Source organism: Kribbella swartbergensis, from assembly GCF_054784135.1.
Genome location: NZ_BAAGPM010000007.1, coordinates 225,640 through 248,030 on the forward strand (window position 1 = coordinate 225,640; position 22,391 = coordinate 248,030).

23 protein-coding genes are annotated in these 22,391 nt (G+C 69.3%); 9 read left to right on the top strand and 14 right to left on the bottom strand.

What is annotated here, in order from left to right; genetic code table 11:
• Window positions 1-3: 3 nt before the first annotated feature.
• The 3 genes from ACYVOK_RS02590 to ACYVOK_RS02600 all read right to left on the bottom strand — a co-directional run bounded on the left by ACYVOK_RS02590 (window position 4) and on the right by ACYVOK_RS02600 (window position 2,647).
• Entirely contained in the window at window positions 4-363 is a 360-nt protein-coding gene (locus ACYVOK_RS02590; protein ID WP_132209850.1) for an NADH-quinone oxidoreductase subunit A, read from the bottom strand.
• Window positions 364-466: 103 nt separating this feature from the next.
• Entirely contained in the window at window positions 467-1,780 is a 1,314-nt protein-coding gene (locus ACYVOK_RS02595; protein WP_460660578.1) for a geranylgeranyl reductase family protein, read from the bottom strand.
• Between the two features lie 168 nt (window positions 1,781-1,948).
• Window positions 1,949-2,647: a demethylmenaquinone methyltransferase gene (locus ACYVOK_RS02600; RefSeq protein WP_460660579.1), complete on the bottom strand. Its 699-nt coding sequence runs from the start codon at window positions 2,645-2,647 to the stop codon at window positions 1,949-1,951.
• 138 nt (window positions 2,648-2,785) lie between these two features.
• Between ACYVOK_RS02600 and ACYVOK_RS02605 the strand changes: the two genes are divergently transcribed.
• Entirely contained in the window at window positions 2,786-4,048 is a 1,263-nt protein-coding gene (locus ACYVOK_RS02605) for an isochorismate synthase (protein WP_460660580.1), read from the top strand.
• A 2-nt stretch (window positions 4,049-4,050) separates the two neighbouring features.
• On the top strand, window positions 4,051-4,671 hold the full coding sequence (locus ACYVOK_RS02610) for an MBL fold metallo-hydrolase (RefSeq protein WP_460660581.1): 621 nt from the start codon (window positions 4,051-4,053) through the stop codon (window positions 4,669-4,671).
• 31 nt (window positions 4,672-4,702) lie between these two features.
• On the opposite strand, the gene ACYVOK_RS02615 is transcribed toward ACYVOK_RS02610, so the two are convergent.
• Window positions 4,703-5,092, bottom strand: a complete 390-nt coding sequence (locus tag ACYVOK_RS02615; RefSeq protein WP_460660582.1) for a GNAT family N-acetyltransferase — start codon at window positions 5,090-5,092, stop codon at window positions 4,703-4,705.
• On the bottom strand, window positions 5,089-5,532 hold the full coding sequence (locus ACYVOK_RS02620; protein ID WP_460660583.1) for a hypothetical protein: 444 nt from the start codon (window positions 5,530-5,532) through the stop codon (window positions 5,089-5,091). The genes ACYVOK_RS02615 and ACYVOK_RS02620 overlap by 4 nt, the downstream gene beginning before the upstream one ends.
• Window positions 5,533-5,589: 57 nt before the next feature.
• Here ACYVOK_RS02620 and ACYVOK_RS02625 point away from each other — a divergent pair, with 57 nt between their 5' ends.
• The 4 genes from ACYVOK_RS02625 (at window position 5,590) to mptB (ending at window position 9,594) form a co-directional block, all read left to right on the top strand.
• Window positions 5,590-6,219: a PadR family transcriptional regulator gene (locus tag ACYVOK_RS02625; protein WP_460660584.1), complete on the top strand. Its 630-nt coding sequence runs from the start codon at window positions 5,590-5,592 to the stop codon at window positions 6,217-6,219.
• 80 nt (window positions 6,220-6,299) lie between these two features.
• The gene (locus ACYVOK_RS02630) at window positions 6,300-7,286 is read left to right on the top strand and encodes an ATP-binding cassette domain-containing protein (RefSeq protein ID WP_460660585.1); all 987 of its coding nucleotides are present in this window, start codon (window positions 6,300-6,302) and stop codon (window positions 7,284-7,286) included.
• Window positions 7,283-8,047: an ABC transporter permease gene (locus ACYVOK_RS02635; RefSeq protein WP_460660586.1), complete on the top strand. Its 765-nt coding sequence runs from the start codon at window positions 7,283-7,285 to the stop codon at window positions 8,045-8,047. The genes ACYVOK_RS02630 and ACYVOK_RS02635 overlap by 4 nt, the downstream gene beginning before the upstream one ends.
• A gap of 50 nt (window positions 8,048-8,097) precedes the next feature.
• On the top strand, window positions 8,098-9,594 hold the full coding sequence (gene mptB, locus ACYVOK_RS02640) for a polyprenol phosphomannose-dependent alpha 1,6 mannosyltransferase MptB (protein WP_460660587.1): 1,497 nt from the start codon (window positions 8,098-8,100) through the stop codon (window positions 9,592-9,594).
• Here mptB and menD read toward each other — a convergent pair.
• Genes menD through menE form a run of 3 tightly spaced genes read right to left on the bottom strand, consistent with a single transcriptional unit; the run spans window position 9,490 to window position 13,147 of the window.
• Window positions 9,490-11,130 (bottom strand): 2-succinyl-5-enolpyruvyl-6-hydroxy-3-cyclohexene-1-carboxylic-acid synthase, encoded by a 1,641-nt coding sequence (gene menD / locus ACYVOK_RS02645; RefSeq protein WP_460660588.1) that lies wholly within the window; start codon window positions 11,128-11,130, stop codon window positions 9,490-9,492. The genes mptB and menD overlap by 105 nt on opposite strands.
• Window positions 11,127-12,059, bottom strand: coding sequence for an o-succinylbenzoate synthase (locus tag ACYVOK_RS02650; RefSeq protein WP_460660775.1), 933 nt, complete (start codon window positions 12,057-12,059; stop codon window positions 11,127-11,129). The genes menD and ACYVOK_RS02650 overlap by 4 nt, the downstream gene beginning before the upstream one ends.
• Complete coding sequence (gene menE / locus ACYVOK_RS02655) at window positions 12,056-13,147, bottom strand: o-succinylbenzoate--CoA ligase (protein ID WP_460660589.1); 1,092 nt, start codon at window positions 13,145-13,147, stop codon at window positions 12,056-12,058. The genes ACYVOK_RS02650 and menE overlap by 4 nt, the downstream gene beginning before the upstream one ends.
• A gap of 63 nt (window positions 13,148-13,210) precedes the next feature.
• On the opposite strand from menE, the gene ACYVOK_RS02660 reads away from it, so the two are divergent.
• Complete coding sequence (locus ACYVOK_RS02660) at window positions 13,211-14,083, top strand: 1,4-dihydroxy-2-naphthoate polyprenyltransferase (RefSeq protein ID WP_460660590.1); 873 nt, start codon at window positions 13,211-13,213, stop codon at window positions 14,081-14,083.
• Window positions 14,084-14,353: 270 nt separating this feature from the next.
• Here the strand turns inward: ACYVOK_RS02660 and cds1 are convergent, their stop codons facing one another.
• Window positions 14,354-15,478, bottom strand: a complete 1,125-nt coding sequence (gene cds1, locus ACYVOK_RS02665; RefSeq protein WP_460660591.1) for an L-cysteine desulfhydrase Cds1 — start codon at window positions 15,476-15,478, stop codon at window positions 14,354-14,356.
• A gap of 90 nt (window positions 15,479-15,568) precedes the next feature.
• On the opposite strand from cds1, the gene ACYVOK_RS02670 reads away from it, so the two are divergent.
• Window positions 15,569-15,913 (top strand): hypothetical protein, encoded by a 345-nt coding sequence (locus ACYVOK_RS02670; RefSeq protein ID WP_460660592.1) that lies wholly within the window; start codon window positions 15,569-15,571, stop codon window positions 15,911-15,913.
• A complete protein-coding gene (locus ACYVOK_RS02675; protein WP_460660593.1) occupies window positions 15,910-16,929 on the top strand; it encodes a M48 family metallopeptidase in 1,020 nt (339 codons plus the stop codon). The genes ACYVOK_RS02670 and ACYVOK_RS02675 overlap by 4 nt, the downstream gene beginning before the upstream one ends.
• A 60-nt stretch (window positions 16,930-16,989) precedes the next feature.
• On the opposite strand, the gene ACYVOK_RS02680 is transcribed toward ACYVOK_RS02675, so the two are convergent.
• From ACYVOK_RS02680 to resB, 5 genes are all read right to left on the bottom strand, one after another.
• On the bottom strand, window positions 16,990-18,552 hold the full coding sequence (locus ACYVOK_RS02680) for an MFS transporter (protein ID WP_460660594.1): 1,563 nt from the start codon (window positions 18,550-18,552) through the stop codon (window positions 16,990-16,992).
• 57 nt (window positions 18,553-18,609) lie between these two features.
• The gene (locus ACYVOK_RS02685) at window positions 18,610-19,212 is read right to left on the bottom strand and encodes a TetR/AcrR family transcriptional regulator (protein WP_460660595.1); all 603 of its coding nucleotides are present in this window, start codon (window positions 19,210-19,212) and stop codon (window positions 18,610-18,612) included.
• Window positions 19,213-19,586: 374 nt separating this feature from the next.
• Complete coding sequence (locus ACYVOK_RS02690) at window positions 19,587-19,838, bottom strand: DUF4229 domain-containing protein (RefSeq protein WP_460660596.1); 252 nt, start codon at window positions 19,836-19,838, stop codon at window positions 19,587-19,589.
• 1 nt (window position 19,839) lies between these two features.
• Window positions 19,840-20,826: a c-type cytochrome biogenesis protein CcsB gene (gene ccsB, locus ACYVOK_RS02695; protein WP_460660597.1), complete on the bottom strand. Its 987-nt coding sequence runs from the start codon at window positions 20,824-20,826 to the stop codon at window positions 19,840-19,842.
• Window positions 20,823-22,391: a cytochrome c biogenesis protein ResB gene (gene resB, locus ACYVOK_RS02700; protein WP_460660598.1), complete on the bottom strand. Its 1,569-nt coding sequence runs from the start codon at window positions 22,389-22,391 to the stop codon at window positions 20,823-20,825. The genes ccsB and resB overlap by 4 nt, the downstream gene beginning before the upstream one ends.

A 22,391-nucleotide genomic window follows, 5' to 3' on the forward strand; every position in this document is an offset into this window, starting at 1 on the left:
GGCTCAGTCCCATTCCAAACCGCCGCGGCGCCACACGTAGGCGTACGCGACGAAGACGGTGACGATGAAGATGACCATCTCGATCAGCCCGAACAGCGCCATCTGGTCGAAGGCGACCGCCCACGGGTAGAGGAAGATGATCTCGATGTCGAACACGATGAAGAGCATCGCGGTGATGTAGTACTTGACCGGGAACCGCCCGCCACCGACCGGCTGCGGGGTCGGCTCGATCCCGCACTCGTAGGAGTCGAGCTTGGCCCGGTTGTAGCGCCGGGGTCCGACCAGCGCGCTCGTCACCAAGGTGCCCGCCACGAAGATCGCCGCGAGCACACCGAGAACGAGGATCGGTACGTAAGGGTGCATCGGCTTCGTGCTCCCTCCTTCAGCCGGTGGTCTGTCTGTCTGCGTTTCCGAACAGCACTGTGTTATCAGTACCGCTGTGGCTCATCTCACTCGCCCCGCCGGATCAGGCGGCCGGGGCGACCTTGGTGAGGCCGTTGATGATCTTGTCCATCACGTCGCCGTCGCGCGGGTCGGTGAGGTTGGCGAGCAACTTCAGGGTGAACTTCATCAGCGTGGTGCGCGGCAGACCGTACTTCGTGCACAGCCGCATCACCTCCGGATGTCCGATCAGCTTCACGAAGATCCGGCCGAGCGTGTAGTAGCCGCCGTACTCCTGCTTCAGCGCCTTCGGGTACGCCGACAGCGCGCGCTCGCGCTGGTTCGGCTGCCGGCGCAGGGCCTGGGCGGCGACCTCGGCGGCGAACGCCCCGGACTCCATCGCGTACGGGATGCCCTCGCCGTTGAACGGGTTGACCATGCCGCCGGCGTCGCCGAGCAGCATCAGGCCGCGGGTGTAGTGCGGCTGCCGGTTGAAGCCCATCGGCAGGGCCGCGCCGCGGATCGGGATGGTCTGGAACTCGTCCCGGAACTGCCACTCCTCCGGGGTGTTCTTCAGCCACTGCTTCAGCAGGTCGGAGTAGTCGACCTTGCCGAACGCCTCGGACGTGTTCAGGATGCCGAGGCCGACGTTGACGGTGCCGTCGCCCATCCCGAAGATCCAGCCGTAGCCCGGCAGCAGGTTGCGCTGGCCCGGGTTCTGCGGGTCGTCGGCCCACAGTTCGAGCCACGACTCGAGGTAGTCGTCGTCGTGGCGGGGGCTGGTGAAGTAGGTGCGGACGGCGACACCCATCGGGCGGTCGTCGCGCTTGTGCAGGCCCATCGCGACGCTGAGCCGCGACGAGTTGCCGTCGGCGGCCATCACCAGCGGCGCCCGGAACTCCAGGTCGTCACCGGCGCGGCGGCCGTTGTCGTCGACCGGCTTGGCGGTCACGCCCACGATGTGACCCTTGGCGTCCAGGACCGGGCCGGTGACGTTGGTCCGCTCCCGCAGCCGGGCGCCGGCCTTGACCGCCTGCCGGGCGAGCAGGTCGTCGAAGTCCATCCGGTTGCGGGTCAGCCCGTAGTTCGGGTGGCTGGCCAGGTCCGGCCAGTCGAGCTGCAGGACGTGCCCGGCGCCCTGGATGCGCAGGCCGTAGTTGCGGATCCAGCCGGCCTCTTCGGAGATGTCGATGCCCATGTTGATGAGCTGCTTGGTGCCGCGCGGGGTGAGCCCGTCGCCGCAGACCTTCTCCCGCGGGAAGGCGGTCTTCTCCAGCAGCAGGACGTCGAGCCCGGCGTTGGCCAGGTGGTATGCCGCCGACGATCCGGCAGGTCCGGCGCCGACGACGATCACATCGGCGGTCTCCACCTGCTGCCCGCTCGGCACGCTCTGGCTCATCTCGATTCCCGGCCTGGAAGTTGGGGGCTGTGCGCTCGTACTGTGTGACTTAGTGAAGGGATTCACGAAGGCTCGTCACCCGACAGTCTAGAACTGCCTGACTTGGACACGAAACCGGCCCGGACTCCCTTGTCTGCAAGCGATTTATGCGCAATTTTCCTTGCGTAATTAAGTGGGCTTCACCGCTCGGTGGATCGCCACCAAACCGCCGGTGAGGTTGCGCCACTGCACCCGGGTCCAGCCGGACGCCTCGATCGTGCGGGCCAGCGGCTCCTGCGCAGGCCAGGCCCGGACCGACTCGGCCAGATACTCGTACGCCTCCGGGTTGGTCGACACCGCCTTCGCCACCACCGGGACCGCGCGCATCATGTACTCCAGGTACGCGACCCGGAACGGCTTCCAGGTCGGGTGCGAGTTCTCCAGGACGACGAGCCGTCCGCCCGGCCGGGTCACCCGGAGCATCTCCCGGAGCGCGACCGTGACGTCGTTCACGTTCCGCAGCGCCCACGAGATCGTCACCACGTCGAACGTGTCGTCCGCGAACGGCAGCCGCAGCGCGTCGCCGGCGATCAGGTCGAGTTCGGGGTGGCGGCGCTTGCCGACCCGCAGCATCCCGACCGAGAAGTCGCACGACACCACCTCGGCGCCGGCCTCGCGCAACTTGATGCTCGACGCACCGGTCCCGGCGGCCAGGTCGAGGATCTTCATCCCCTTCGCCGGCGCGATCGCGCGCAGTGTCTGCGGCCGCCAGTGCAGCTTCTCCAGACCCAGCGTCTGGACCGCGTTGGTCCGGTCGTACCCCTCGGCCACGTTGTCGAACATGGCCGCGACGGCCTTCGGCTGCTTGCTCAGATCTGCCCGGGTCACGTGTCTAGTTGATCACGGGCCCGACAGGCACCGAAATTCGCCGGACTTCGGGCGGGCCTACGCTTGCATCTCGTGAGTGCATCTCCAGGGAGCCGGCCGTCGTGATCCGGGGCCGAGGCGCGAGCGAGGAGTGGTGCCGTGAGCTTGTCTGAGCCGGTCCGGAGCCAGGCTCCCCACCTGGTCATCCGGAGCCAGCCGATCGACGGGGTCTCCGCCGACCTGATGGACCATCTGCCCGCCGACGGCGCCCTCGCCTGGGTACGACGGGGCGACGGTCACGTCGGCTGGGGGGTCGCCGCCCGCCTGGACGTTGCCGGTGGCAACAGATTCCAGGAGGCCGTGGCCTGGTGGAAGGACCTGGTCGCGGCCGCGGTCGTGCGGGACGAGGTCGGCGTACCAGGGTCCGGGCTGGTCTGCTTCGGGTCGTTCGGGTTCACCGACGAGGACCCGAGTGAACTGGTCGTGCCGGAGGTGATCGTCGGCCGCCGCGGCGGGACCGCCTGGGTGACCACGGTCTCGCCGGCCAGTTCGCTGGCCGGCCCGCCGGAGCTCGTCAGCCACGAACCGTCGCCGGTGCACGACATCGCGTTCGCCGACGGCGCGCGGTCCGGCACCGACTGGTCGAGCATCGTCGCCGAGGCGATCGAGCGGATCACCGCCGGCGAACTCGACAAGGTGGTGCTGGCCCGCGACCTGATCGCGATCGCCGAGCAGCCGATCGATCTGCGCTGGCCGTTGCGCCAGCTCGCGGCGGCGTACCCGAACTGCTGGACGTTCGCCGTCGACGGTCTGATCGGCGCGACCCCCGAGCTGCTGGTACGGCGGGAGAAGGGGCTGATCACCTCCCGGGTGCTGGCCGGGACGATCCGCCGGACCGGCGACGACGCGCACGACCTAGCCCTGGCCGCCTCGCTGGCCCGGTCGAGCAAGGACTTGGAGGAGCACGAGTTCGCGGTCCGCTCGGTCGCCGACGCGCTGAAGCCGCACTGCACGTCGATGAACGTGCCGGAGACGCCCTTCGTGCTGCACCTGCCGAACGTGATGCATCTGGCCACCGACGTGGCCGGGGTCGCCGCCAACGGCGCGTCCGCCCTCGGCCTGGCCGCCGCGCTGCACCCGTCGGCCGCGGTCTGCGGTACGCCGACAGACCTGGCCCGCGACCTGATCGGCGAGATCGAGGGCATGCGGCGCGGCCGGTTCAGCGGACCGGTCGGCTGGATGGACGCGGCCGGCGACGGCGAGTGGTGCATCGCGCTGCGCTGCGGGCAGGCCGACCCGGACGACCCGCGGCGGATGCGCATTTTCGCCGGCGCGGGCATCGTGGCCGGCTCCGACCCGGTCGCCGAGCTGGCCGAGACGAACGCCAAGCTGGTTCCGATGAGAGACGCGCTGGGAGACTGACTGTGAAGCTCACCAAGTACGCGCACGCCTGTGTCCGGCTGGAGAAGGACGGCAAGGTCCTGCTCATCGATCCGGGGACGTTCAGCGAGGACGCCGTGTTCCAGCGCGCGGACGCGATCCTGGTCACGCACGAGCACCCCGACCACCTGGACGTCGAGCGCATCAAGGCGCTGGACGCGCCGGTCTACACCAACGCCGGCGTCGCCGCGCAGCTTGCCGACCTGGGCGACCGGGTCACCGTGGTGTCAGGCGGGCAGTCCTTCGAGGCGGCCGGTTTCGCGGTCCGTGCCTACGGCAAGGACCACGCCGTGATCCTGCCGGAGCTGGGTGTGCCGTGCGAGAACGTCGGCTACCTGATCGAGGACGCCGTCTACCACCCGGGCGACTCGTTCACCCGGCCCGATCGCGCCGTCCACACCAACCTGGTCCCGATCTCCGGCCCCTGGTTCTCCCTCCCGCCCGCGATCGAATACGCCCGCGCCGTCGAGTCGCAGCAGACGGTCGGCATCCACGACGGCCTCCTCAGCCCCATCGGCCTCGGCATGATGAAGCGGTGGCTGAGCGAACAGGGCGGCCGCCCCTACCTGGCCCTCACCCCCGGCGAGTCCACCGACCTCACCTGACAAGGACACCGCCTCCGGCCGCCCCGCGCGGTCAGGCGGTGAACTGGAGGTCGACGAAGTCGGCGACGGGGCGGTAGCCGGCCTGGTGATAGATCTTGTTCGAGGTCGGGTTGGCCAGGTCGGTGTAGAGGCACGCCTGGTTGCCCTGAGCAAGTATTTCGGCGGACACGTGGCTGGTGAGCGCACCGGCGTACCCGTGCCGCCGATGCTCCGGCGGCGTGTAGACCGGCCCGACCCGGCACACGCCGAAGACCGGCAGGTGGTACCCGACCATGCTCACCGGCTGCCCGTCGGCCTCCCAGATCCACATGGTCTCGTCCCGCAGGTGCCGCTCGGCCCACTCGCGGTACCCGGTCCGCAGCTCCTCGGCGAAACCGTCCCTCCCCCACGCGCCGACCAGGTCGACCTCGTCGTCCTTCATCGGGCGCGGCCGGCCCCGTCGGCCTCGAGAGGTGTCAGGGTGACCAGCTTGTGCAGCCGAGTGCCCTTGGTCTCCGTCGCCGTACCACCGCGCCGCTCGCACCACCGGTTCGCGAACCGCCAGGCGGCCGGCCGGTCACCCGCGACACCGTCCAGCTCCGGCAGTACGTCGACGTACGCGTCGGCCACCGCCTCCGCGAGGTCTTCGCGGAGCGCGCCGACGTACACCAGCCGTCCCGGGGTCCGCATCGCCGCGCCGGCGACATCGTCCCCGTCGTGCACGGAGACGAAGTACGACGGCTCGTCCTCGGCGCGGGCGGTTCCCTTGGCGCGTTCGTGGACGTTGCTCATGATGATCGTGTGCAGGACCGGATCCTGTTGCAGGAAAGGGAACACCGTGGCCTCGAACGCGGCGGGGTCACTCGTGACACGCACTTCCATGCCCACGGAGACTACGCCTGAGGACCCGGATCGGTCGCGCGGATTTACACTGCGCTCATGTCCACCACGCGGTTGCTGCTGCTCGGGGTCGTGCGGATCTTCCAGCCGGCCTACGGGTACCAGCTGCGCCGTGAGCTGCTCACCTGGAACGTGCAGGAATGGGCGAACATCAACCCCGGCTCGATCTACACCGGCCTCCGCACGCTGGCCAAGCACGGCTATCTGCAGGAGCTCGAGGAGGGCGCAGGGAACCGCCCGGGGCGTACGTCGTACAAGCTGACGGCCGACGGCGAGACGGAGTACTTCTCCCTGCTCCGGCAGATGCTCTGGAACGTGGACGGCTTCCATCCGGACCGGATGATGGTGACCTTGAGCTTCCTGTGGTCGCTGCGGCGCGACGAGGTGCTCGCCGCGCTCGAGGCGCGCATTAGTCAACTCGAGCAGCGGCAGAAGGCCGAGCCGTTCGCGGAGCGGCAGGTCCTCGAGGACCCCGGCACGCCCAGCCACGTCGTCGAGATGTTCCGGATCACCACCGCCCGGAATCGCGGCGAGCTCGAGTGGACCCGTTCGTTCCGCGAGCGGATCGCGAACGGCGCCTACTCGTTCGCCGGCGAGCCCGCCGACTGGACGCCGTACCCCGGCATGGTCACCCATTGGGGCGAGATCCCCGGCCCACCCTCCGAGTAGATCCACGGGCTCTCGGCGCCGCCAGTGGAGCCGCCTAATCAACGTTGACTATTCAAAGTTGATCACACAGACTGAGCGGCATGATGATCGAAGCGCGCGGACTGGTGCGCACCTTCAAGACCAAACGAGGCCCGGTGCAGGCCGTGCAGGGAGTTGATCTGGATGTCGCCGACGGGGAGATCGTCGGCTTCCTCGGGCCGAACGGGGCCGGCAAGACGACCACGATGCGGATGCTCGCGACGCTGATCAAGCCGACCGCCGGGACCGCGACGGTGGCTGGCTGCGACCTGGCCAAGGACCCGGTCGGTGTCCGCCGCGGCATCGGGTACGTGTCGCAGAGCGGCTCGACGCTGCCGGAGGCGATCGCCGGCGACGAGGTCGTCGACCACGCCCGGCTGTACGGCGTACCGAAGGCGAAGGCGGCCGCGGACGGTCAGCGGCTGTTCGACGAACTCGACCTGCCCGGCCTGTGGCGGCGGCAGTGCAAGACGCTGTCCGGCGGGCAGCGGCGCCGTCTCGACATCGTGATGGGGCTGATCCACGACCCGAAGCTGATCTTCCTGGACGAGCCGACCACCGGCCTTGACCCGCAGGCCCGGGCGAACCTGTGGCAGCACATCCGCGGCCTGCGCGACCGCGGCGCCACGATCTTCCTCACCACCCACTACCTGGACGAGGCGGACGCGCTCTGCGACCGGATCCTGGTCATCGACCACGGCCGGATCGTTGCCGCCGGCACCCCGGAGGAACTGAAGCAGCAGGTCTCCGGTGACGCGGTCCGGCTGAGTCTGGCCGACGCCGGCCAGGCGGCCGAGGTGACCAAGATCGTCGGCGAACTGGACGGTGCGACCGCGGTGGAGACCGACGGTGACGTGGTCGCCTTCCGGATCCCGCGCGGCGGTTCGGTGCTGCCCGGCCTGCTCCGCCAGGTCGATGCCCAGGGCATCGAGCTGGACGGCGTCGAGGTGCACCGCCCGACGCTGGACGACGTGTTCCTGACCATGACCGGACGCTCACTGCGCGACGACGAAACTCCTGTGGAGACGGCGAAGGAGGCGGCGGCATGACCGTGCTCCGTGAGACATGGATCGTCTTCCAGCGTGCCATGCGGCTGACCCTGCGGAACCCGATGTGGGCGATCCTGATGCTCAGCCAGCCGCTGATGTACCTGTTCCTGTTCGGCCCGCTGCTGAAGCCGATCACCGCGCAGATCAGCCAGGGCGCGACCACGAACGCCTACCAGGTGTTCATCCCCGGCCTGATCGTCCAGCTCGGCATGTTCGGCGCGATGTTCGTCGGCTTCGGGCTGATCGCGGAGTACCGGGCCGGCGTGATCGAGGCCGACCGGGTCACGCCCGCTTCCCGGATCGCACTCATGGCCGGGCGGGTCCTGCGCGATGTCGTCGTACTGGTCGTGCAGACGCTGGTCCTGCTTATCGCCGCGGTCCCGCTGGGCCTACGGGCGCCGTGGGGTGGCGTGCTGCTGTCGCTGGTGATCGTCGCCCTGCTGGGCGCCACGTTCGCATCCCTGTCGTACTCGGTCGCGCTCATCACGAAGAGCGAGGACGCGTTGGCGCCGCTGCTGAACGGCATCGCGATGCCGCTCCTGCTGCTGTCCGGCATCCTGCTGCCGATGCAGATCGGTCCGACCTGGCTGCAGCGGCTGTCGGACATCAGCCCGCTGAAGCACGTGGTGAACGGCGTCCGGGCGCTGTTCCGCGGCGACATCGACAACAGTTCGTCGCTGTGGGGCCTGTTCTGGGTCGTGCTGCTGACGATCGTCGGACTGGCCGTCGGTGCCCGCACTTTCCGCAAGGAATCCGCCTGACGCAAGGCTTTGTTCATCAGGGAGTCGCCCACGGCGGTTAACGTCCGCCCATGCGCTCGCCGATGGTCCGTGGGGTGGTCGGCTCCGTCGTAGTCGCCGTGGCGAGCCTGGTGACCTCGGTGGTGCCGCCCTCCTCGTGGGTGGCGTCGTTCCCCGTGACAGGAGATCTGCGGACCAGTCTGCCGGGCCGCATGGTCGGTCTTTCGTTCATGGTGGCCGGGCTCGGGCTGATGGCCTGGGCCTGGCTGTCCGCTGGCCGGCAGGTGATGGCCGGGCTGCGACCCCCAGTACTACGCGTGGCGGCGTGCTGGAGCACACCGCTGCTCCTCATCCCGCCACTGTTCAGCCGGGACGCGTGGAGCTACGCCGCTCAGGGTGCACTCGTTGCCGAGGGCTTCAACCCGTACGACGTAGGCCCCGGCGTACTGTCCGGACACGTCGTCGAGGCGGTCGACCCGATGTGGATGCAGACCCCGGCGCCGTACGGACCACTACCTCTGGCGTACGGCGGCCTGCTCGCGCGGCTCACCATGGACCCGTACGTGCTGATGCTGGCGCACCGGCTCCTCGCCGTAGGGGGGATCGTGCTGATCGCCTGGGCCGTCCCGCGACTCGCGACCGCCTGTCGGGTGGATCCACTGCTCGCCACCTGGCTGGTCGTCGCCAACCCGATGCTGCTCACTCACGGCATCGGGGCCGCGCACAACGACGTACTGATGCTTGGCCTGGCCTGCAGCGCGTTCGCGCTGGCCCTGACCGGTCGCTGGGGTACGGCGGCTGTCGTGGCCGGTGCCGCGGCTGCGGTGAAGCTGCCGGGCGGTCTCGTGGTGATTGCGATCGCCGCGGTGATGAGTCCACTGGCCGGGAAGGCTCTGCGGTTCGCCAGTCTCGCAATCGCCGGCGCGGTTTCTGTGCTCACGCTGGTCACCATCGGTGAGCTGACCGGTGTGGGCTCCGGGTGGCTCGGTGCGCTCGACGTACCCGGGCTGGTCCGCTCGCCCTTCTCGATCGCGAACCTGATCGGCATGGCGGCGTCCGGCGTACTCGGGTGGCTGGGCGAGGACACCGCGGCGGAGCAGGCGCTGCGGATCGTCCGGCTGGTCGGGATGGTTGCGGCTGTCACACTGATCGCCGTACTGAGTCTGCGGTCGTCCATCCATCACGCGGCGCGGGCTGTCGGCATCGCCCTGCTGGCCGTGGTGCTTCTCGGTCCCAGCGCGCACGACTGGTACTTCCTGTGGTGCCTGCCGTTCCTGGCCGTCGCACGACCCGGCCGGCGGCTCACCACCGCGATCACCGCGGTCAGTCTGATATTCACCATCGCCGCACCGCTCAACTCCTCGTTGCGCGGTGCCACCATCCCGATCCTCACCACCACCGCACTGGCACTGGCCACCATCGTCCCGCTGCTGAGCCACCTGCGGACGCTGCAGCCGGCGAAGCTACAGCTGGCTGAGCGCGGACACCAGCGCCTCGGTCAACGGCCGGTGAGTGCTGCGCGCGACGCGGGCCTCGACGACGTCCAGGCCGGCAACGGTGGGCGCTAGCGCCGCACGGAGGGCCTCCGGGGTTTCGGCCAGCGTGTAGGGCGTGCGGGTCGCGGCACACAGGGCCGACAGGTCGGTGTCGTGCGGCGTACCGAAGACTCGCTCGAAGTGCGCGGCGTGGGTCGGGTCGCCCTGCTCGAGAGTGGAGAAGATGCCGCCGCCGTTGTCGTTCACGACGATGATGCGCAGGTCCGGGCGCGCCTCGTCGGGGCCGATGATCAGGCCGTTGGCATCGTGCAGGAAGGCCAGATCGCCGATCAGCGCGTACGTCGGTCCCGCGTTCGCCAGCGCGGCGCCGACAGCCGTCGAGACGGTGCCGTCGATCCCGGCCAGGCCGCGGTTGGCGATGGTCCGGATCGGGACCACCGGCGCCAGGTCGAGGTCGCGGACCGGGTTCGAGGAGGCGACCACGAGCATGCCGTCGGCACCGACCGCCTCTCCGACGATCGCCGCGATCCCCGGCCCGGTGAGGCCGTCGGCGAGCACCTTGTCGATCTCGGGACGGGCCAGTTGGTCCGCGCGCTGCCAGCGATCCAGCCAGTCGGTGGTGTCCGGTCCGGCGACCTCCAACCCGGTGACGACGGACCTCGCCCGCCGGGCCGGGTCCGGCCACAGCCCGGTCGGCGAGACCACGATCACCTCGACGTCGGGCCGGGCGAGCAGTTTCGAGATCGGCCGCGACAACGTCGGATGGCCGAACACCAGCACCCGCTCGATCTCGCCCGCCATAGAGTTTGCCTGCAGCAACAACCGGTACGCCGAGATGACCGCGGGACCGGTCCGGGCCCGGCTGGAGGGTTCGGCGAACAACGGCCACCGGCCGGCTTCCGCCGCCAACCGCGCGGCCTGGGACGCGCCGTCCCCAGCCACCACCACAGTCTTCGGACCGGGCTGGACAGTCGAGGGCTGCCCGACCGCGGCGTGCACAGTAGTCCAGGGCCCGGAGCCACGGCCTTCCAGCGGCTCAGGCCAGTCGGGTCCGTCCGTAGGCACTAGGGGCTCCGCCAACGGGCAGTTGAGTTGCACCGGCCCTGGATCCGCCGACCGAGCACCTACCGCGTCGGCCACGGCACGTGCGACCTGCGAGCGCCAGTACGCGACCTGGCCGACCTCGCGGACCGGCGTACCCATCTCGTGGAACCGCCGTACGGCAGACCCGAACACCTTCAGCTGATCAGTCGTCTGGTTGGCACCGCTCCCCCGCAACGCCGGCGGCCGGTCCGCGCTCAGCACGATCAACGGCAGCCCGCTGTGCGAAGCCTCCAACACCGCCGGGTGCAGGTTCGCCACCGCCGTACCGGACGTCGTCACCACCGGCACCGGCAGACCGGTCCCGCGAATCACGCCGATCGCCAGGAACCCCGCCGTACGCTCGTCGATCCGGACGTGCAGCCGCAGCCGACCCTCACGATCCGCGGCGGCGAGTGCCAACGCCAGCGGTGCACTGCGGGACCCCGGAGCCACCACGGCCTCCCGTACGCCGCAGCGGATCAGCTCGTCGACCACCACAGTCGCAAACGCCGTGGACGGATTCATCCGGCACTCCTCTTCTGCACTCGGCTCATGCGCTCTTCCCACACCGCAGTCCTGGCCGCATCCGCCCGAGTAGCTTCCAGCAACGCAGGATCGGGCTGGACCCGCTTCACCGGCAGTACGCCGTCCACCGGTAGCAGGGGGTCGGCAACGACCTCACTGGTGAACATGGAGACGGTGGCCAGGCCGCAGGCGTACGGCAGCTCGGGAAGCGCGGCAGCCAAAGCGACACCCGCGGCGATGCCCACCGAGGTCTCGAGTGCTGACGACACCACCACAGGCAGGCCGATCTGCTCGGCGATCTCCAGACAGGCACGGACCCCACCGATCGGTTGCACCTTCAACACGGCGATGTCCGCGGCTTCCAGCTTCCTGACCAGCAACGGGTCCTCAGCCCGGCGGATCGACTCGTCCGCAGCCACCAGCACGTCGGTCCGGCGTCGTACCGCGGCCAGATCCTCGACGGCTGCGCAAGGCTGTTCCACATATTCCAGCTCGAAGCGCTTGAGTTCCTTCAGGCACCGCACGGCGTCGTCGACGGACCACGCGCCGTTGGCGTCGATCCGCACCCGGCCGTCGCCGATGGCATCCCGTACGGCCTCCACACGCGCCAGGTCGTCAGCCAGTGTCTGACCTGGCTCAGCGACCTTCACCTTGGCTGTGCGACACCCGGACGCCCGTACGATCTCGGCTGCCTTCTCGGGACCCACAGCAGGCACGGTGCAGTTCACCGGTACGGCGGAACGCACAGCAGTCGGCCACCCGTCGTACGCCGCCTCCCGCGCGGCCTGGAGCCAGGGGACGCAGGTGGCGTCGTCGTAGTCCAGGAACGGACTCCACTCCGCCCACCCGGCCGGTCCCTCGAAGAGCATGCCCTCGCGCACGGTGATGCCGCGGAACCTGTTCTTCAGGCCGATCGAGTAGGTGATCACCACACACCCTCCAGCAGCTGCCGGCGGTCAACCTTGCCCGAGGCAAGCATCGGCAGCGCGGTCAGCCGGATCACCTCGCGCGGCGCCCAGGTCCGCGGCAACGTCTCGGCGACGAAATCCCGCAACTCGTCCCGGCCGGGCTCACCCACGACGAACGCGACCACCCGCGTTCCCCACTCGGCGTCCGGCACCCCGAGCACCACCGCGTCGTCGACCTTCGGATGCTCGAGCAGCCGCGCCTGCACCGACGGCAGCGTCACGTTCACACCACCGGAGATCACCACGTCGTCCAGCCGCCCGATCACCTGCAGCCGGCCGTCCACCAACTGCCCGCGGTCCTGGGTCCGGAACCACCCGTCGCGCAGTACCTCCGCGGTCAACTCCGGCCGCAGCCGGTACCCGGAGAACAACGTCGGGCCCTTGATCAGGATCCGTCCGTCGTCGAAGCCGATCGACGTCCCCGCCAGCGGGACACCGGCGTACACACACCCGCTGCCCGTCTCGGTCATGCCGTACGCCGGGATCGCCCTGACAGCGGCCTCGGCGGCCCGGGCCTTCAGATGGGGCGGGGTGGCGGCGCCTCCGATCACGATGGCGTCGAACGACCGCAGAGCGTCCAGGTCCGTCTCCAGGTAGCGAGCCAGCTGGGTCGGCACCATCGCGGTGTAGCGGCGTGCCCCCGTCATCGACGCGGCCGCGGCGCTGAAGCTGTCTTCCAGCAACACAGGTGACTGTCCGGCCAGCACCGAGCGTGTGAGGATCTGCAACCCGCCGACGAAGTACGGCTTCATCGGCAGCAGCCACTGACCCGGTCCGCCCAGCCTGTCGTGTGTGGCGGTCGCGGACGCGATCAGCGCCTCCCGCGACAGCAGCACGCCCTTCGGCTCACCGGACGATCCTGATGTGGTCAGCACCACAGCGCAGTCGTCCTCCAGCGGCTGGTCCGGTGCGGCCGCCTGCCGGACCCGGGCAGCTTCGGCCGGATCGGAAGGCATCGGCGCGAACGGCGTACCAGTGCCGTCCAGTACGTCGGTGAGCGCGGACAGCACGGCATCCGGCGTACCGGGGACCAGGCGCAAGGTAGACATGTCAGCAACGAGCGTACGGGCCGGGCGCGGCGGCCCTGTCCGCGGCTGACACAATCGGCAGTCATGGCCACCCCTGCCCAGTGGATCGAAGGCGCACGCCCACGCACGCTGCCCGCCGCGATCGCTCCGGTCCTCGTCGGAACCGGTGCGGCCGCCTACCTGGACGGCTTCGTCTGGTGGAAGGCACTACTGGCACTCGGCGTTGCCCTGGCCCTGCAGATCGGGGTCAACTACGCCAACGACTACAGCGACGGCATCCGCGGTACGGACGAGAACCGGGTCGGTCCACTGCGCTTGGTCGGCTCCAAGGTCGCCACTCCGAGACAGGTGAAGACCGCAGCCTTCACCTGCTTCGGTGTGGGCGCCGCACTCGGGGTGATCCTGTGCGCGACGTCCAACTGGTGGCTGCTGGTCGCAGGAGCGGCCTCACTGGTCGGTGCGTGGTTCTACACCGGCGGCAAGCGGCCGTACGGGTACCGCGCGCTCGGTGAGGTCAGCGTCTTCGTGTTCTTCGGTCTGGTCGCCGTACTGGGCACCACCTACGTGCAGGCGGAGACGCTGAGCTGGACTGCTCTGGCCGGGGCTGTGGCGATCGGCGCGATCGCCTGCGCACTCCTGGTCGCCAACAACCTGCGGGACATCCCCACCGACACCGTGACGGGGAAGCGCACGCTGGCCGTCGTACTGGGTGCCGCACGCTCCCGGCAGCTGTACGCCGCTCTGATCGCCCTGGCGTTGGTCTTGGCCGTGGTCTCCGCTCTGGCAACCCCGTGGACCCTCCTGGCCCTCATCGCCCTCCCACTGGCCATCAAGTCCGTCAAGGTCGTACTCAGCGACGCCGTAGGCCCAGCCCTCATCCCCGTCCTGAAAACCACCGGCCTCACCGAACTCCTCTACGCCACCGGCCTAGCCGCCGGCCTGTGGATCGGCAGCTGATTCGTCCCACGCGACAGCCCGCACATCACAGCGCGGCAGCGCTGCACCAGGTCCGGCGGCAGCCCGAGACACACGCGGCCACAGGCCGCAACACGAGGGCGACAGCCCGAGACGCACGCGGGCGGCAGCCCGCAACACGAGGGCGACAGCCCGAGACGCACGCGGGCGGCAGCCCGCAGAGAATACGCCGGCGATAAGCCGGAGGGTGGGTGGGAGCGCGCGTAGCGGTTGCGACGGAGGAGCGGCCGCGTAGCACGCGTGGGTAGGCTCCTACACACCCACCGGTTCGCGCCAGCGGCCGGTGGTGGCGAAGGTTTCCAGGGTGGCTGTGTAGGGGGCGATGTCGATGCCGTTGGTGCGCAGCCAGGCGTCGTCGTAGTAGGTGTTGCCGTACCGCTCGCCGCTGTCGCAGAGCAGCGTGACGATGCTGCCGCGCTTGCCGGAGCGCCGCATCTCCTCGGCCAGCCGCAGCGCACCCCACAGGTTGGTCCCGGTCGAGCCGCCGACCAGACGGCCGGTCACCCGGGAGCAGAACCGCATCGCCGCGATCGAGGCCGCGTCCGGAACCGAGATCATCCGGTCCACCACGCCGAGGACGAACGACGGCTCCACCCGCGGCCGGCCGATGCCCTCGATCCGGGACGGGCGGCCGGTGGAGAAGTCGTCGTCACCGGCCTCGTAGCCGGGGAAGAACGCCGAGTTCTCCGGGTCGACCACGCACACCGAGGTGTCGTGGCGCAGGTAGCGGACGTAGCGGCCGATGGTGGCCGACGTACCGCCGGTGCCGGCCCCGACCACGATCCAGGTCGGGATCGGGTGCTCCTCGAGCTTCAGCTGGCCGAAGATCGACTCGGCGATGTTGTTGTTCCCGCGCCAGTCGGTGGCGCGTTCGGCGTACGTGAACTGGTCCATGTAGTGGCCGCCGGTCTCCTCGGCCAGCCGCTTCGCCTCGCCGTAGATCTGACCGGACCGCTCGACGAAGTGGCAGCGGCCGCCGTAGAACTCGATCAGCTCCACCTTCTCCCGGCTCGTCGAGCGCGGCATCACCGCGATGAACGGGAGGCCGAGCAGCCGGGCGAAGTACGCCTCGCTGACCGCGGTCGAGCCGCTGGACGCCTCGATCACCGTGGTGCCCTCGCGGATCCAGCCGTTGCAGAGCGCGTACAGGAACAGCGACCTGGCCAGCCGGTGCTTGAGCGAGCCGGTCGGGTGCACGGACTCGTCCTTCAGATACAGGTCGACCCCGGTGAGCTCGGGCATCGGAAACACATGCAGGTGGGTGTCCGCGCTCCGGTTCGCGTCGGCGTCCACGATCCGGACCGCCTCCGCTACCCACGCCCGCGCCTTCTCGTCGCGCCGATCGATCTCACGACACACCCCGTCAACCTCACTCATGCGGGCCAGGCTAAGTGCTACGGCCAGATTTGAGTATTCCTACGCTCGGTGACTGAACGCGGCGACGGGACGATGAGACCTATGGTTTCGATGGGTCCGATTGAGTTCTCGCCGGCTGAAGTGGCGGTGATCATGGGCGTCTTGGCGCTGGTCGGGGTCTGCGCCGCGTTGCCGGGGACGATCCCGCTGGCGATCGTCGGGCACCGCCGTGCGGTGCGGTATCCCGGCTGGAATGCGGTTTGGTACTGGCTGTGCGGCACGGCGCTGAGCGTGCTGATCATGGGCGGCCTCGTCCAGACCGGCCTCGGCTGGGCCGTCGTACCACTCAGCTGGCTGCCCACCCTGCTCGTCGCCTGGTTGCTCAAACCCCCGCACCCGCGACCCGGCGGCGAGCTAGGTTTGTCGGACACGATGTCGACGCAGGGGGAGCCATGAGCGAGCACGACGAGCGGCCGACGCGGCAGCGGACCACCTTGACGGATATCAGTTCGCGCGCGTGGGAGCACCCCGCGGACCGGGGCGCGCTGGTGGCGCTGCGGCAGCTGAAGGGGTTCGACTTCGTGCTCCGAAAGCTGTCCGGGCTGATCAACGAGCGGGCCTTCCGGCTGCAGTTCCTCGGTTCGGCGATCCGGGTCGACGAGCGGCAGTTCCCGACCGTGCACCGGCTCTACACCGAGGCCGGTACGACGCTCGACGTACGGCAGCTGCCCGAGCTGTACATCACCAACAGCCCGGTCTGGAACGCGGTCACCATCGGCATGGACCGGCCGTTCATCGTGGTCAACAGCGCGATGCTGCAGGGCCTGGACGAGGAGGAGCTGCGGTTCATCCTCGGTCACGAGCTCGGCCACGCGCAGAGCGGCCACGCGCTCTACCAGTCGCTGCTGTTCTGGCTGATGCGGCTCACCGGCGCGGTGAACTGGATGCCGATCGGCGCACTCGGCATCCGCGCGATCATCGCCGCCCTGCACGAGTGGTCCCGCAAGGCCGAGCTGTCCGGCGACCGGGCCGGTCTGCTCGCCGTACAGGATCCCGCGGTCGCGCTGCGGGTCCAGATGAAGCTGGCCAGCGGCGGCCAGCTCGGTCAGCTCGACACCACGGCGTTCCTGGCGCAGGGAACCGAGTACGAGAGCGCCGGCGACCTGCGCGACAGCGTGCTCAAGCTGCTGCTGCTCGAGGCCCAGTCGCATCCGCTGGCCGTCATCCGGGCGCACGAGCTGCGGCGCTGGGTGGACGAGGGCGAGTACACCCAGATCGTCTCCGGCACCTACCCGAAGCGGCAGGACGACGCCGGCGCCTCGATGTCCCAGGAGGCGAGGAATGCGGCCAAGTCGTACTCCGACGCCTTCGCCCGCTCCCAGGACCCGCTCGCCAAACTCCTCCGCGAACTCGGCGACGGCCTCGGCGGCGTCCGCGACTGGGTCTCCTCGAAGTTCCCCCCGCGCGCCTGACGGTACGACGAAGGGCCCGCTTCCCCCCTCCCGGGAAGCGGGCCCTTCGGGCTTTTTCGGTCAGCCCATGTGGACGGGTTGGCCGTCGTTCGCGAGGTCCTTGTGCTTGACGGACAGGCCGATCAGGGTGATCAGGGCGGCACCGAGGATGATGAACGCCGACACCAGGAACGCCCGGGTGAAGCCGTGCGTGGTGGCGATCCCGGTGAACTGCAGCTCCAACTGCTTGAGCTGCTCCGGCGACTGACCTGACTCGGCTGCCTTCTGCAGCCCCGGGGCGAGCTCGGCGAACCGGTCCTTGATCGCGTTGGTGGAGACCGTCCCGAGCAGGGCGAGGCCGATCGCGCCACCGATCTGCTGCACCGTGTTCAGTACCGCGGAACCGACACCGGAGTCCTCGTTCGCCACACCACTGACCGCGGTCAGCGTGAGCGGTACGAAGATCAGGCCCATCCCGAAGGACAGCAGCAGGATGTACGGCAGAAGATGCGTGAAGTACGTCGACGTCACGTCGAGCTGGCTGAAGCCGAACATCCCGCCGGCGGCCAGCGCCGCACCGGCACCGGAGATCCAGCGCGGGTCGACCCGCGACACCAGCGTCGAGGCGACCTGCGCCGCGGCCACGATGCCGAAGCTGAACGGCAGGAACGCGAAACCGGTCTTCAGCGCGCTGTAGCCCAGGATGGACTGGATGAAGATGCCGAGGAAGTAGAACATCGAGAACATCGCGGCGCCGACGATCAGCATCACGAAGAAGCTCACTCCGCGGGTCCGGTTCGCGAGGATCCGGAACGGCATCAGCGCGTGCCGCGAGCGGGCCTCGATGGTGAGGAAGACCGCGATCAGCGCCAGTCCGCCGAGGATGAAGGCCAGCGTGACAGAGTCGCCCCAGCCCTCTTCGGCGGCGTGCGTCAGGCCGTACACCAGCGCGGTCAGACCGACGGTCCCGGTGATCGCGCCGGGCAGGTCGAACTTGCCGGTCTGGCGGGCCGACTCACCCAGGTAGCGCACCGCGAGCACCGCCACGATCAGGCCGATCGGGGTGTTGATGAAGAAGGTCCAGCGCCACGACGCCTCGGTCAGCAGACCACCCAGGATCAGGCCGACGGCAGCGCCCGCACCGGACATCGCGGCGTACACGGCCATCGCGCGGTTGCGCTCCTTGCCGGCCGGGAAGGTGGTGGTGATCAGGGCCAGCGCGTTCGGCGAGGCCGCCGCGGCCGCAACCCCCTGGAGGATCCGGCTGGCCAGCAGAATCGTCTCGTTCTGCGCGATACCGCCGATGAACGAGGCGACACCGAACAGCACGACACCGAACATGAACACCTTGCGGCGCCCGACGATGTCGCCGATCCGGCCGCCGAGCAGCAGCAGGCCACCGAAGGCCAGCGCGTACGCGTTCACCACCCACGGCAGCGACGCGATGCTGAAGCCGAGATCGGTCTGGATGTGCGGCAACGCGATGTTGACGATGGTGCCGTCCAGCACCACCATCAGCTGCGCCATGCTGATCAGCGCGAGCGCGATGCCGAGGTGGCGGTGACCGTGACCCGGCTGCGGATCGGCCACCGTGTCGGCCGGCCGGTCCTCCGGCGGATCGGCCTTGACGACGTCTTCTGACATGAAAAACTTCCCCTCTTGGCAGACTGCGTTGGTAGCTGCGGACCGGCCCCTCACCGGTCAGCTCGCCTGCGACCCCCGCGCCGCAGGCAGGATCACGTGGTCGATCACTCGGAGGACCAGGTCGTCGGTGGGCTCGACGCCGAGGATGTAGGCGTGGTGCACGATGAGAGCCGGCAGCGTCACCGCCAGCAGCTCGACGTCGACGGCCGGCCCGATCTCGCCGCGCTGGACGGCCCGTTCGTAAACCCTGGCCACCAGCTGCTGCCGAGGCGCCAGGAAGCGCTCCTTGAACGCCTTCTGCAGGTCCGGGTCCCGGTGCAACGCGGTGAGCAGACCGGCGGTCACCGACATCGGAAGCTCGTCGGTGAAGCCGCCGTCGCCGCACGACATCGAGATCAGGTCGCCCCGCAGGCTGCCGGTGTCGACGTCCTCGGGCATCGGGCAGCCCTTCGCCCGGCTGATCGCGTCGACGACCAGGTCGGCCTTGGTGGACCAGCGCCGGTACAGCGTCGCCTTGCTGGCCTTGGCGGCCGTCGCCACCGCGTCCATGGTCAGCCGGTCGTAGCCGAACTCGGCCACCAGCGCGACGGTCGCGTCGAGGATCTCCTCTTCGCGATCGCCCTCGACCCGAGGCCGCTGCCGCACTCCCGCTGACTCCACCACTGATCACCCTGTGTAAGCAATACGCCACGAATAGAACGAAACGGTTTCGTTTCATCCATCACTCTACGGCTCATGTGAAGGAATGCACAAATGATTTTCGGCAGATAGCCCGAGTGGCCTGCGTCACTCTCCGTACCAGTTCTCCAGTGGTACGCCGTCCCGCCGCCGGAAAACCGCGGCATCACGCGGGGAGCATCAACAAGAACTGGTGGGCCTGGACTGGTCATTTCCTGTCCAAGCCCACCAGTAGGTGGTCGAAGCCGCGACCAGGTGACCAGAGCCGCCACCAGGTGGTCCAAGCCGCGATCAGGTGTTCCACGCCGCTGCGGACCGGTTGTTCCGGCCGCGACGGGCAGTACGCCGGCGAGCGGTCAGTCGTCGTCCTCGGCGGTGCGGGACTGTTCGATGCGGTGGGCGATCTTCTCCGCGCGGTGCTCGATCTTGTCGGCCAGGCGGTCACGGGCGGCGCGGAGGACGAAGATGGAGAGGATGGACGAGACGATCAGGGCCAGCAGTGCGATCGGCCAAACCGTCAGCCAGGTGCGCAGGGCGAACCACAGCACGGCGAAGCAGGCGGCGAACAGGGCCGCCCGCAGGCCGGTGTAGATGGCGAACTCCTTCATCTCACACCCCAGCGTAGGAGTGCAGACCGGAGACCAACAGGTTCACTCCGACGAAGTTGAAGACGAAGACGACCCAGCCGACGATCGCGATCACCGCGGCCCGGCGGCCACGCCAGCCGGCCGTCGCCCGGGCGTGCAGGTAGGCGGCGTACACCACCCAGGTGACCAGCGACCAGACCTCCTTCGGGTCCCAGCCCCAGTACCGGCCCCAGGCGTACTCGGCCCAGATCGGCCCGGCCACCAGGACGCCGAAGGTCCACAGCGGGAAGGCGAACGCCAGCACCTTGTACGCCGTACCGTCCATCGCCTCGGCACTCGGCAGCCGCCGCAACGACGCCGACATGGTCCCGCCGGCCAGTACGCGCTTCTCGGCCCGCGTCTTGATCAGGTAGAGCACAGAGACCAGTCCGCCGACGGTGAACGCACCACCGGAGATGGCCGCCGCGGACACGTGGATGACGAGCCAGTACGAGTGCAGCGCCGGCACCAGCGGCCCGGCCGGGGTGTAGAGCGCAAGCGTTGCGAGACCCAGTACGGCGGCCACCACCAGGGTGACGCCGAGTCCCAGCCACTGCAGCCGGTACCGGTGCACGAAGAGCAGGTAGACCGCGGTGACCGCGAGCGAGGCCGTGATCGTGAACTCGTACATGTTGCCCCACGGCACCCGGTCGGCCGCGAGACCACGCGTCACGACACCGCCCAGGTGCAGCACGAACGCCAGCCAGGTCAGCAGCAACCCGACCCGGCTCGCCGCCTCCATCCGCTCGGTTCGGCCGGCCGTGCTGTCGTCGACGTCCTCGCTCGCGGCGCCCGCGTTCACCCGCTCACCGTCGGAGGCGACGAGAACCTCTTCCTTCACCACGGCCTTGGCCACCGCGGCGCGGCCCATCGCCCACTCCAGGGCGTGCGAGACCATCGCCAGGGCGTAGATGACCGTGGCGGTCGGGACCAGCAGGTTGGAGACTTGCGCGTAGGTCTCCGGGCTCATGGTTTCTCCTGCGTGCTCGATCGATCTGGTTGGAGTGCCTGGCTGATCGCCTGGATCTCGTCACCGAGGCCGCGCTCGGGTCCGCGGTCCAGCCCCGCGACCTCGACCACGGTACGCCCGTCCTCGGTCCGGACCCGCACCCAGGTACGCCGTGGGTGCACGAACAGCGATCCCATCAGCCCGAGAATCGCGAGCAGGACGCCCGCCAGCGCGAGGTCCGTGCCCGGCGTGTGGCTGACCTGCAGCTTCACCCAGCGGCTGTAGCCGTCGAAGGTGATCGACCCCGCCTTGTCCGGCAGCGCGAAGCTCTGGCCCGGGGCGAGCCGGAAGCGCAGCTTGTCGCCGTCCTGCTCGAACTGCGTCAGCTTGGACTTGTCCAACTGGTACACCGACTGCGGCTTCCCGGTCTCCGGTTGCGGCCGGCCGTAGTACGCCGTCATCACCAGCCACGGCTCGAGGTCGTCGGGGAACACCGAGACCGGGCCGCGCTCGTCGATCACCGCGGTCGGCAGGAAGAACCCTTCGAAGCCGAGCTGGGCCGGCCGGGCGTCGGGGGCCTTGATCACGCCGAACGACGAGAAGTTGCCGTCCTGCGGCAGGAACGGCGCCGGCCCGGAGAACGCGACCTGGCCGTTCCCGTCCCGCACCGTCACCCGCGGCGCGTAGCCGTGGCCGAGCAGGTAGACGCTGCTGCCGTCGAGCTTGAGCGGGTGGTTGACCCTCAGGTCGTACGACTTCTCCGGCGCGTCCGGCGTCTCCTGGTAGCCAAGCTGCGCGTTGAACTCGCGGGCCGCGCCGCGCTGCGGACCGTCCTCCTGGAACTTCACGTGGAAGTCCTTCACGGTCAGCGAGAACGGTGGCAGGTCGTCCTCGCTGAACACCCGGCCCGGCGCGAAGTCGTCGTACTGCGCCAGCGAGTTGGAGAAACTGTTGCCGACGACAACGAGGACGGTACCGCGGTAGCCGTACAGCGAGCCCCAGGCGACCCCGATCAGCGCGAGGATCAGGGAGAAGTGGAAGACCAGGTTGCCGGCCTCGCGCAGGTAACCGCGCTCGGCCCCGACGGCACCGTCGTACGTCTGGACCCGGAACCGCCGCTTGCGCAGCTCGCGGGTCGCGGCCGCGAGCACGTCACCCGGGGCGTCGACGGTGAAGCTCTGGTAGCCGGGCAGCCGGTTCAGGTTGCGCGGCGGCTTCGGCGGGCGGGACCGGACGGCCTTCAGGTACACGCCGAGCCGGGGCACCACGCACCCGATCAGCGAGATGAACAACAGCAGGTAGATGGCCGAGAACCAGGCCGACTTGTAGACGTCGAACAACCCGAGCTTGTCGTAGATCGGGCCGAGGTTCGGGTGCGCCTCGAGGAAGTCCGCCACCTTGATCGGGTCGACCGGCGTCTGCGGGATCAGTGATCCCGGCACGGCGCCCAGCGCGAGCAGGAACAGCAGGACCAGCGCGGTCTTCATCGACGTGAGCTGGCGCCAGCTCCAGCGCAGCCACCCCACGAACCCGAGCGCGGGCGGTGGCTCCGGCGGCGCGGTGATCCGGTCCTTGACCTCGGTCAC

Bases quoted from the DNA above. Each gene is read 5' to 3' on its own strand.
- ACYVOK_RS02590 (WP_132209850.1), bottom strand. From the start codon at position 363: ATGCACCCTTACGTACCGATCCTCGTTCTCGGTGTGCTCGCGGCGATC.
- ACYVOK_RS02595 (WP_460660578.1), bottom strand. From the start codon at position 1,780: ATGAGCCAGAGCGTGCCGAGCGGGCAGCAGGTGGAGACCGCCGATGTG.
- ACYVOK_RS02615 (WP_460660582.1), bottom strand. From the start codon at position 5,092: ATGAAGGACGACGAGGTCGACCTGGTCGGCGCGTGGGGGAGGGACGGT.
- ACYVOK_RS02620 (WP_460660583.1), bottom strand. From the start codon at position 5,532: ATGGAAGTGCGTGTCACGAGTGACCCCGCCGCGTTCGAGGCCACGGTG.
- ACYVOK_RS02625 (WP_460660584.1), top strand. From the start codon at position 5,590: ATGTCCACCACGCGGTTGCTGCTGCTCGGGGTCGTGCGGATCTTCCAG.
- ACYVOK_RS02630 (WP_460660585.1), top strand. From the start codon at position 6,300: ATGATGATCGAAGCGCGCGGACTGGTGCGCACCTTCAAGACCAAACGA.
- ACYVOK_RS02635 (WP_460660586.1), top strand. From the start codon at position 7,283: ATGACCGTGCTCCGTGAGACATGGATCGTCTTCCAGCGTGCCATGCGG.
- mptB (WP_460660587.1), top strand. From the start codon at position 8,098: ATGCGCTCGCCGATGGTCCGTGGGGTGGTCGGCTCCGTCGTAGTCGCC.
- menD (WP_460660588.1), bottom strand. From the start codon at position 11,130: ATGAATCCGTCCACGGCGTTTGCGACTGTGGTGGTCGACGAGCTGATC.
- menE (WP_460660589.1), bottom strand. From the start codon at position 13,147: ATGTCTACCTTGCGCCTGGTCCCCGGTACGCCGGATGCCGTGCTGTCC.
- ACYVOK_RS02660 (WP_460660590.1), top strand. From the start codon at position 13,211: ATGGCCACCCCTGCCCAGTGGATCGAAGGCGCACGCCCACGCACGCTG.
- cds1 (WP_460660591.1), bottom strand. From the start codon at position 15,478: ATGAGTGAGGTTGACGGGGTGTGTCGTGAGATCGATCGGCGCGACGAG.
- ACYVOK_RS02670 (WP_460660592.1), top strand. From the start codon at position 15,569: ATGGGTCCGATTGAGTTCTCGCCGGCTGAAGTGGCGGTGATCATGGGC.
- ACYVOK_RS02675 (WP_460660593.1), top strand. From the start codon at position 15,910: ATGAGCGAGCACGACGAGCGGCCGACGCGGCAGCGGACCACCTTGACG.
- ACYVOK_RS02680 (WP_460660594.1), bottom strand. From the start codon at position 18,552: ATGTCAGAAGACGTCGTCAAGGCCGATCCGCCGGAGGACCGGCCGGCC.
- ACYVOK_RS02690 (WP_460660596.1), bottom strand. From the start codon at position 19,838: ATGAAGGAGTTCGCCATCTACACCGGCCTGCGGGCGGCCCTGTTCGCC.
- ccsB (WP_460660597.1), bottom strand. From the start codon at position 20,826: ATGAGCCCGGAGACCTACGCGCAAGTCTCCAACCTGCTGGTCCCGACC.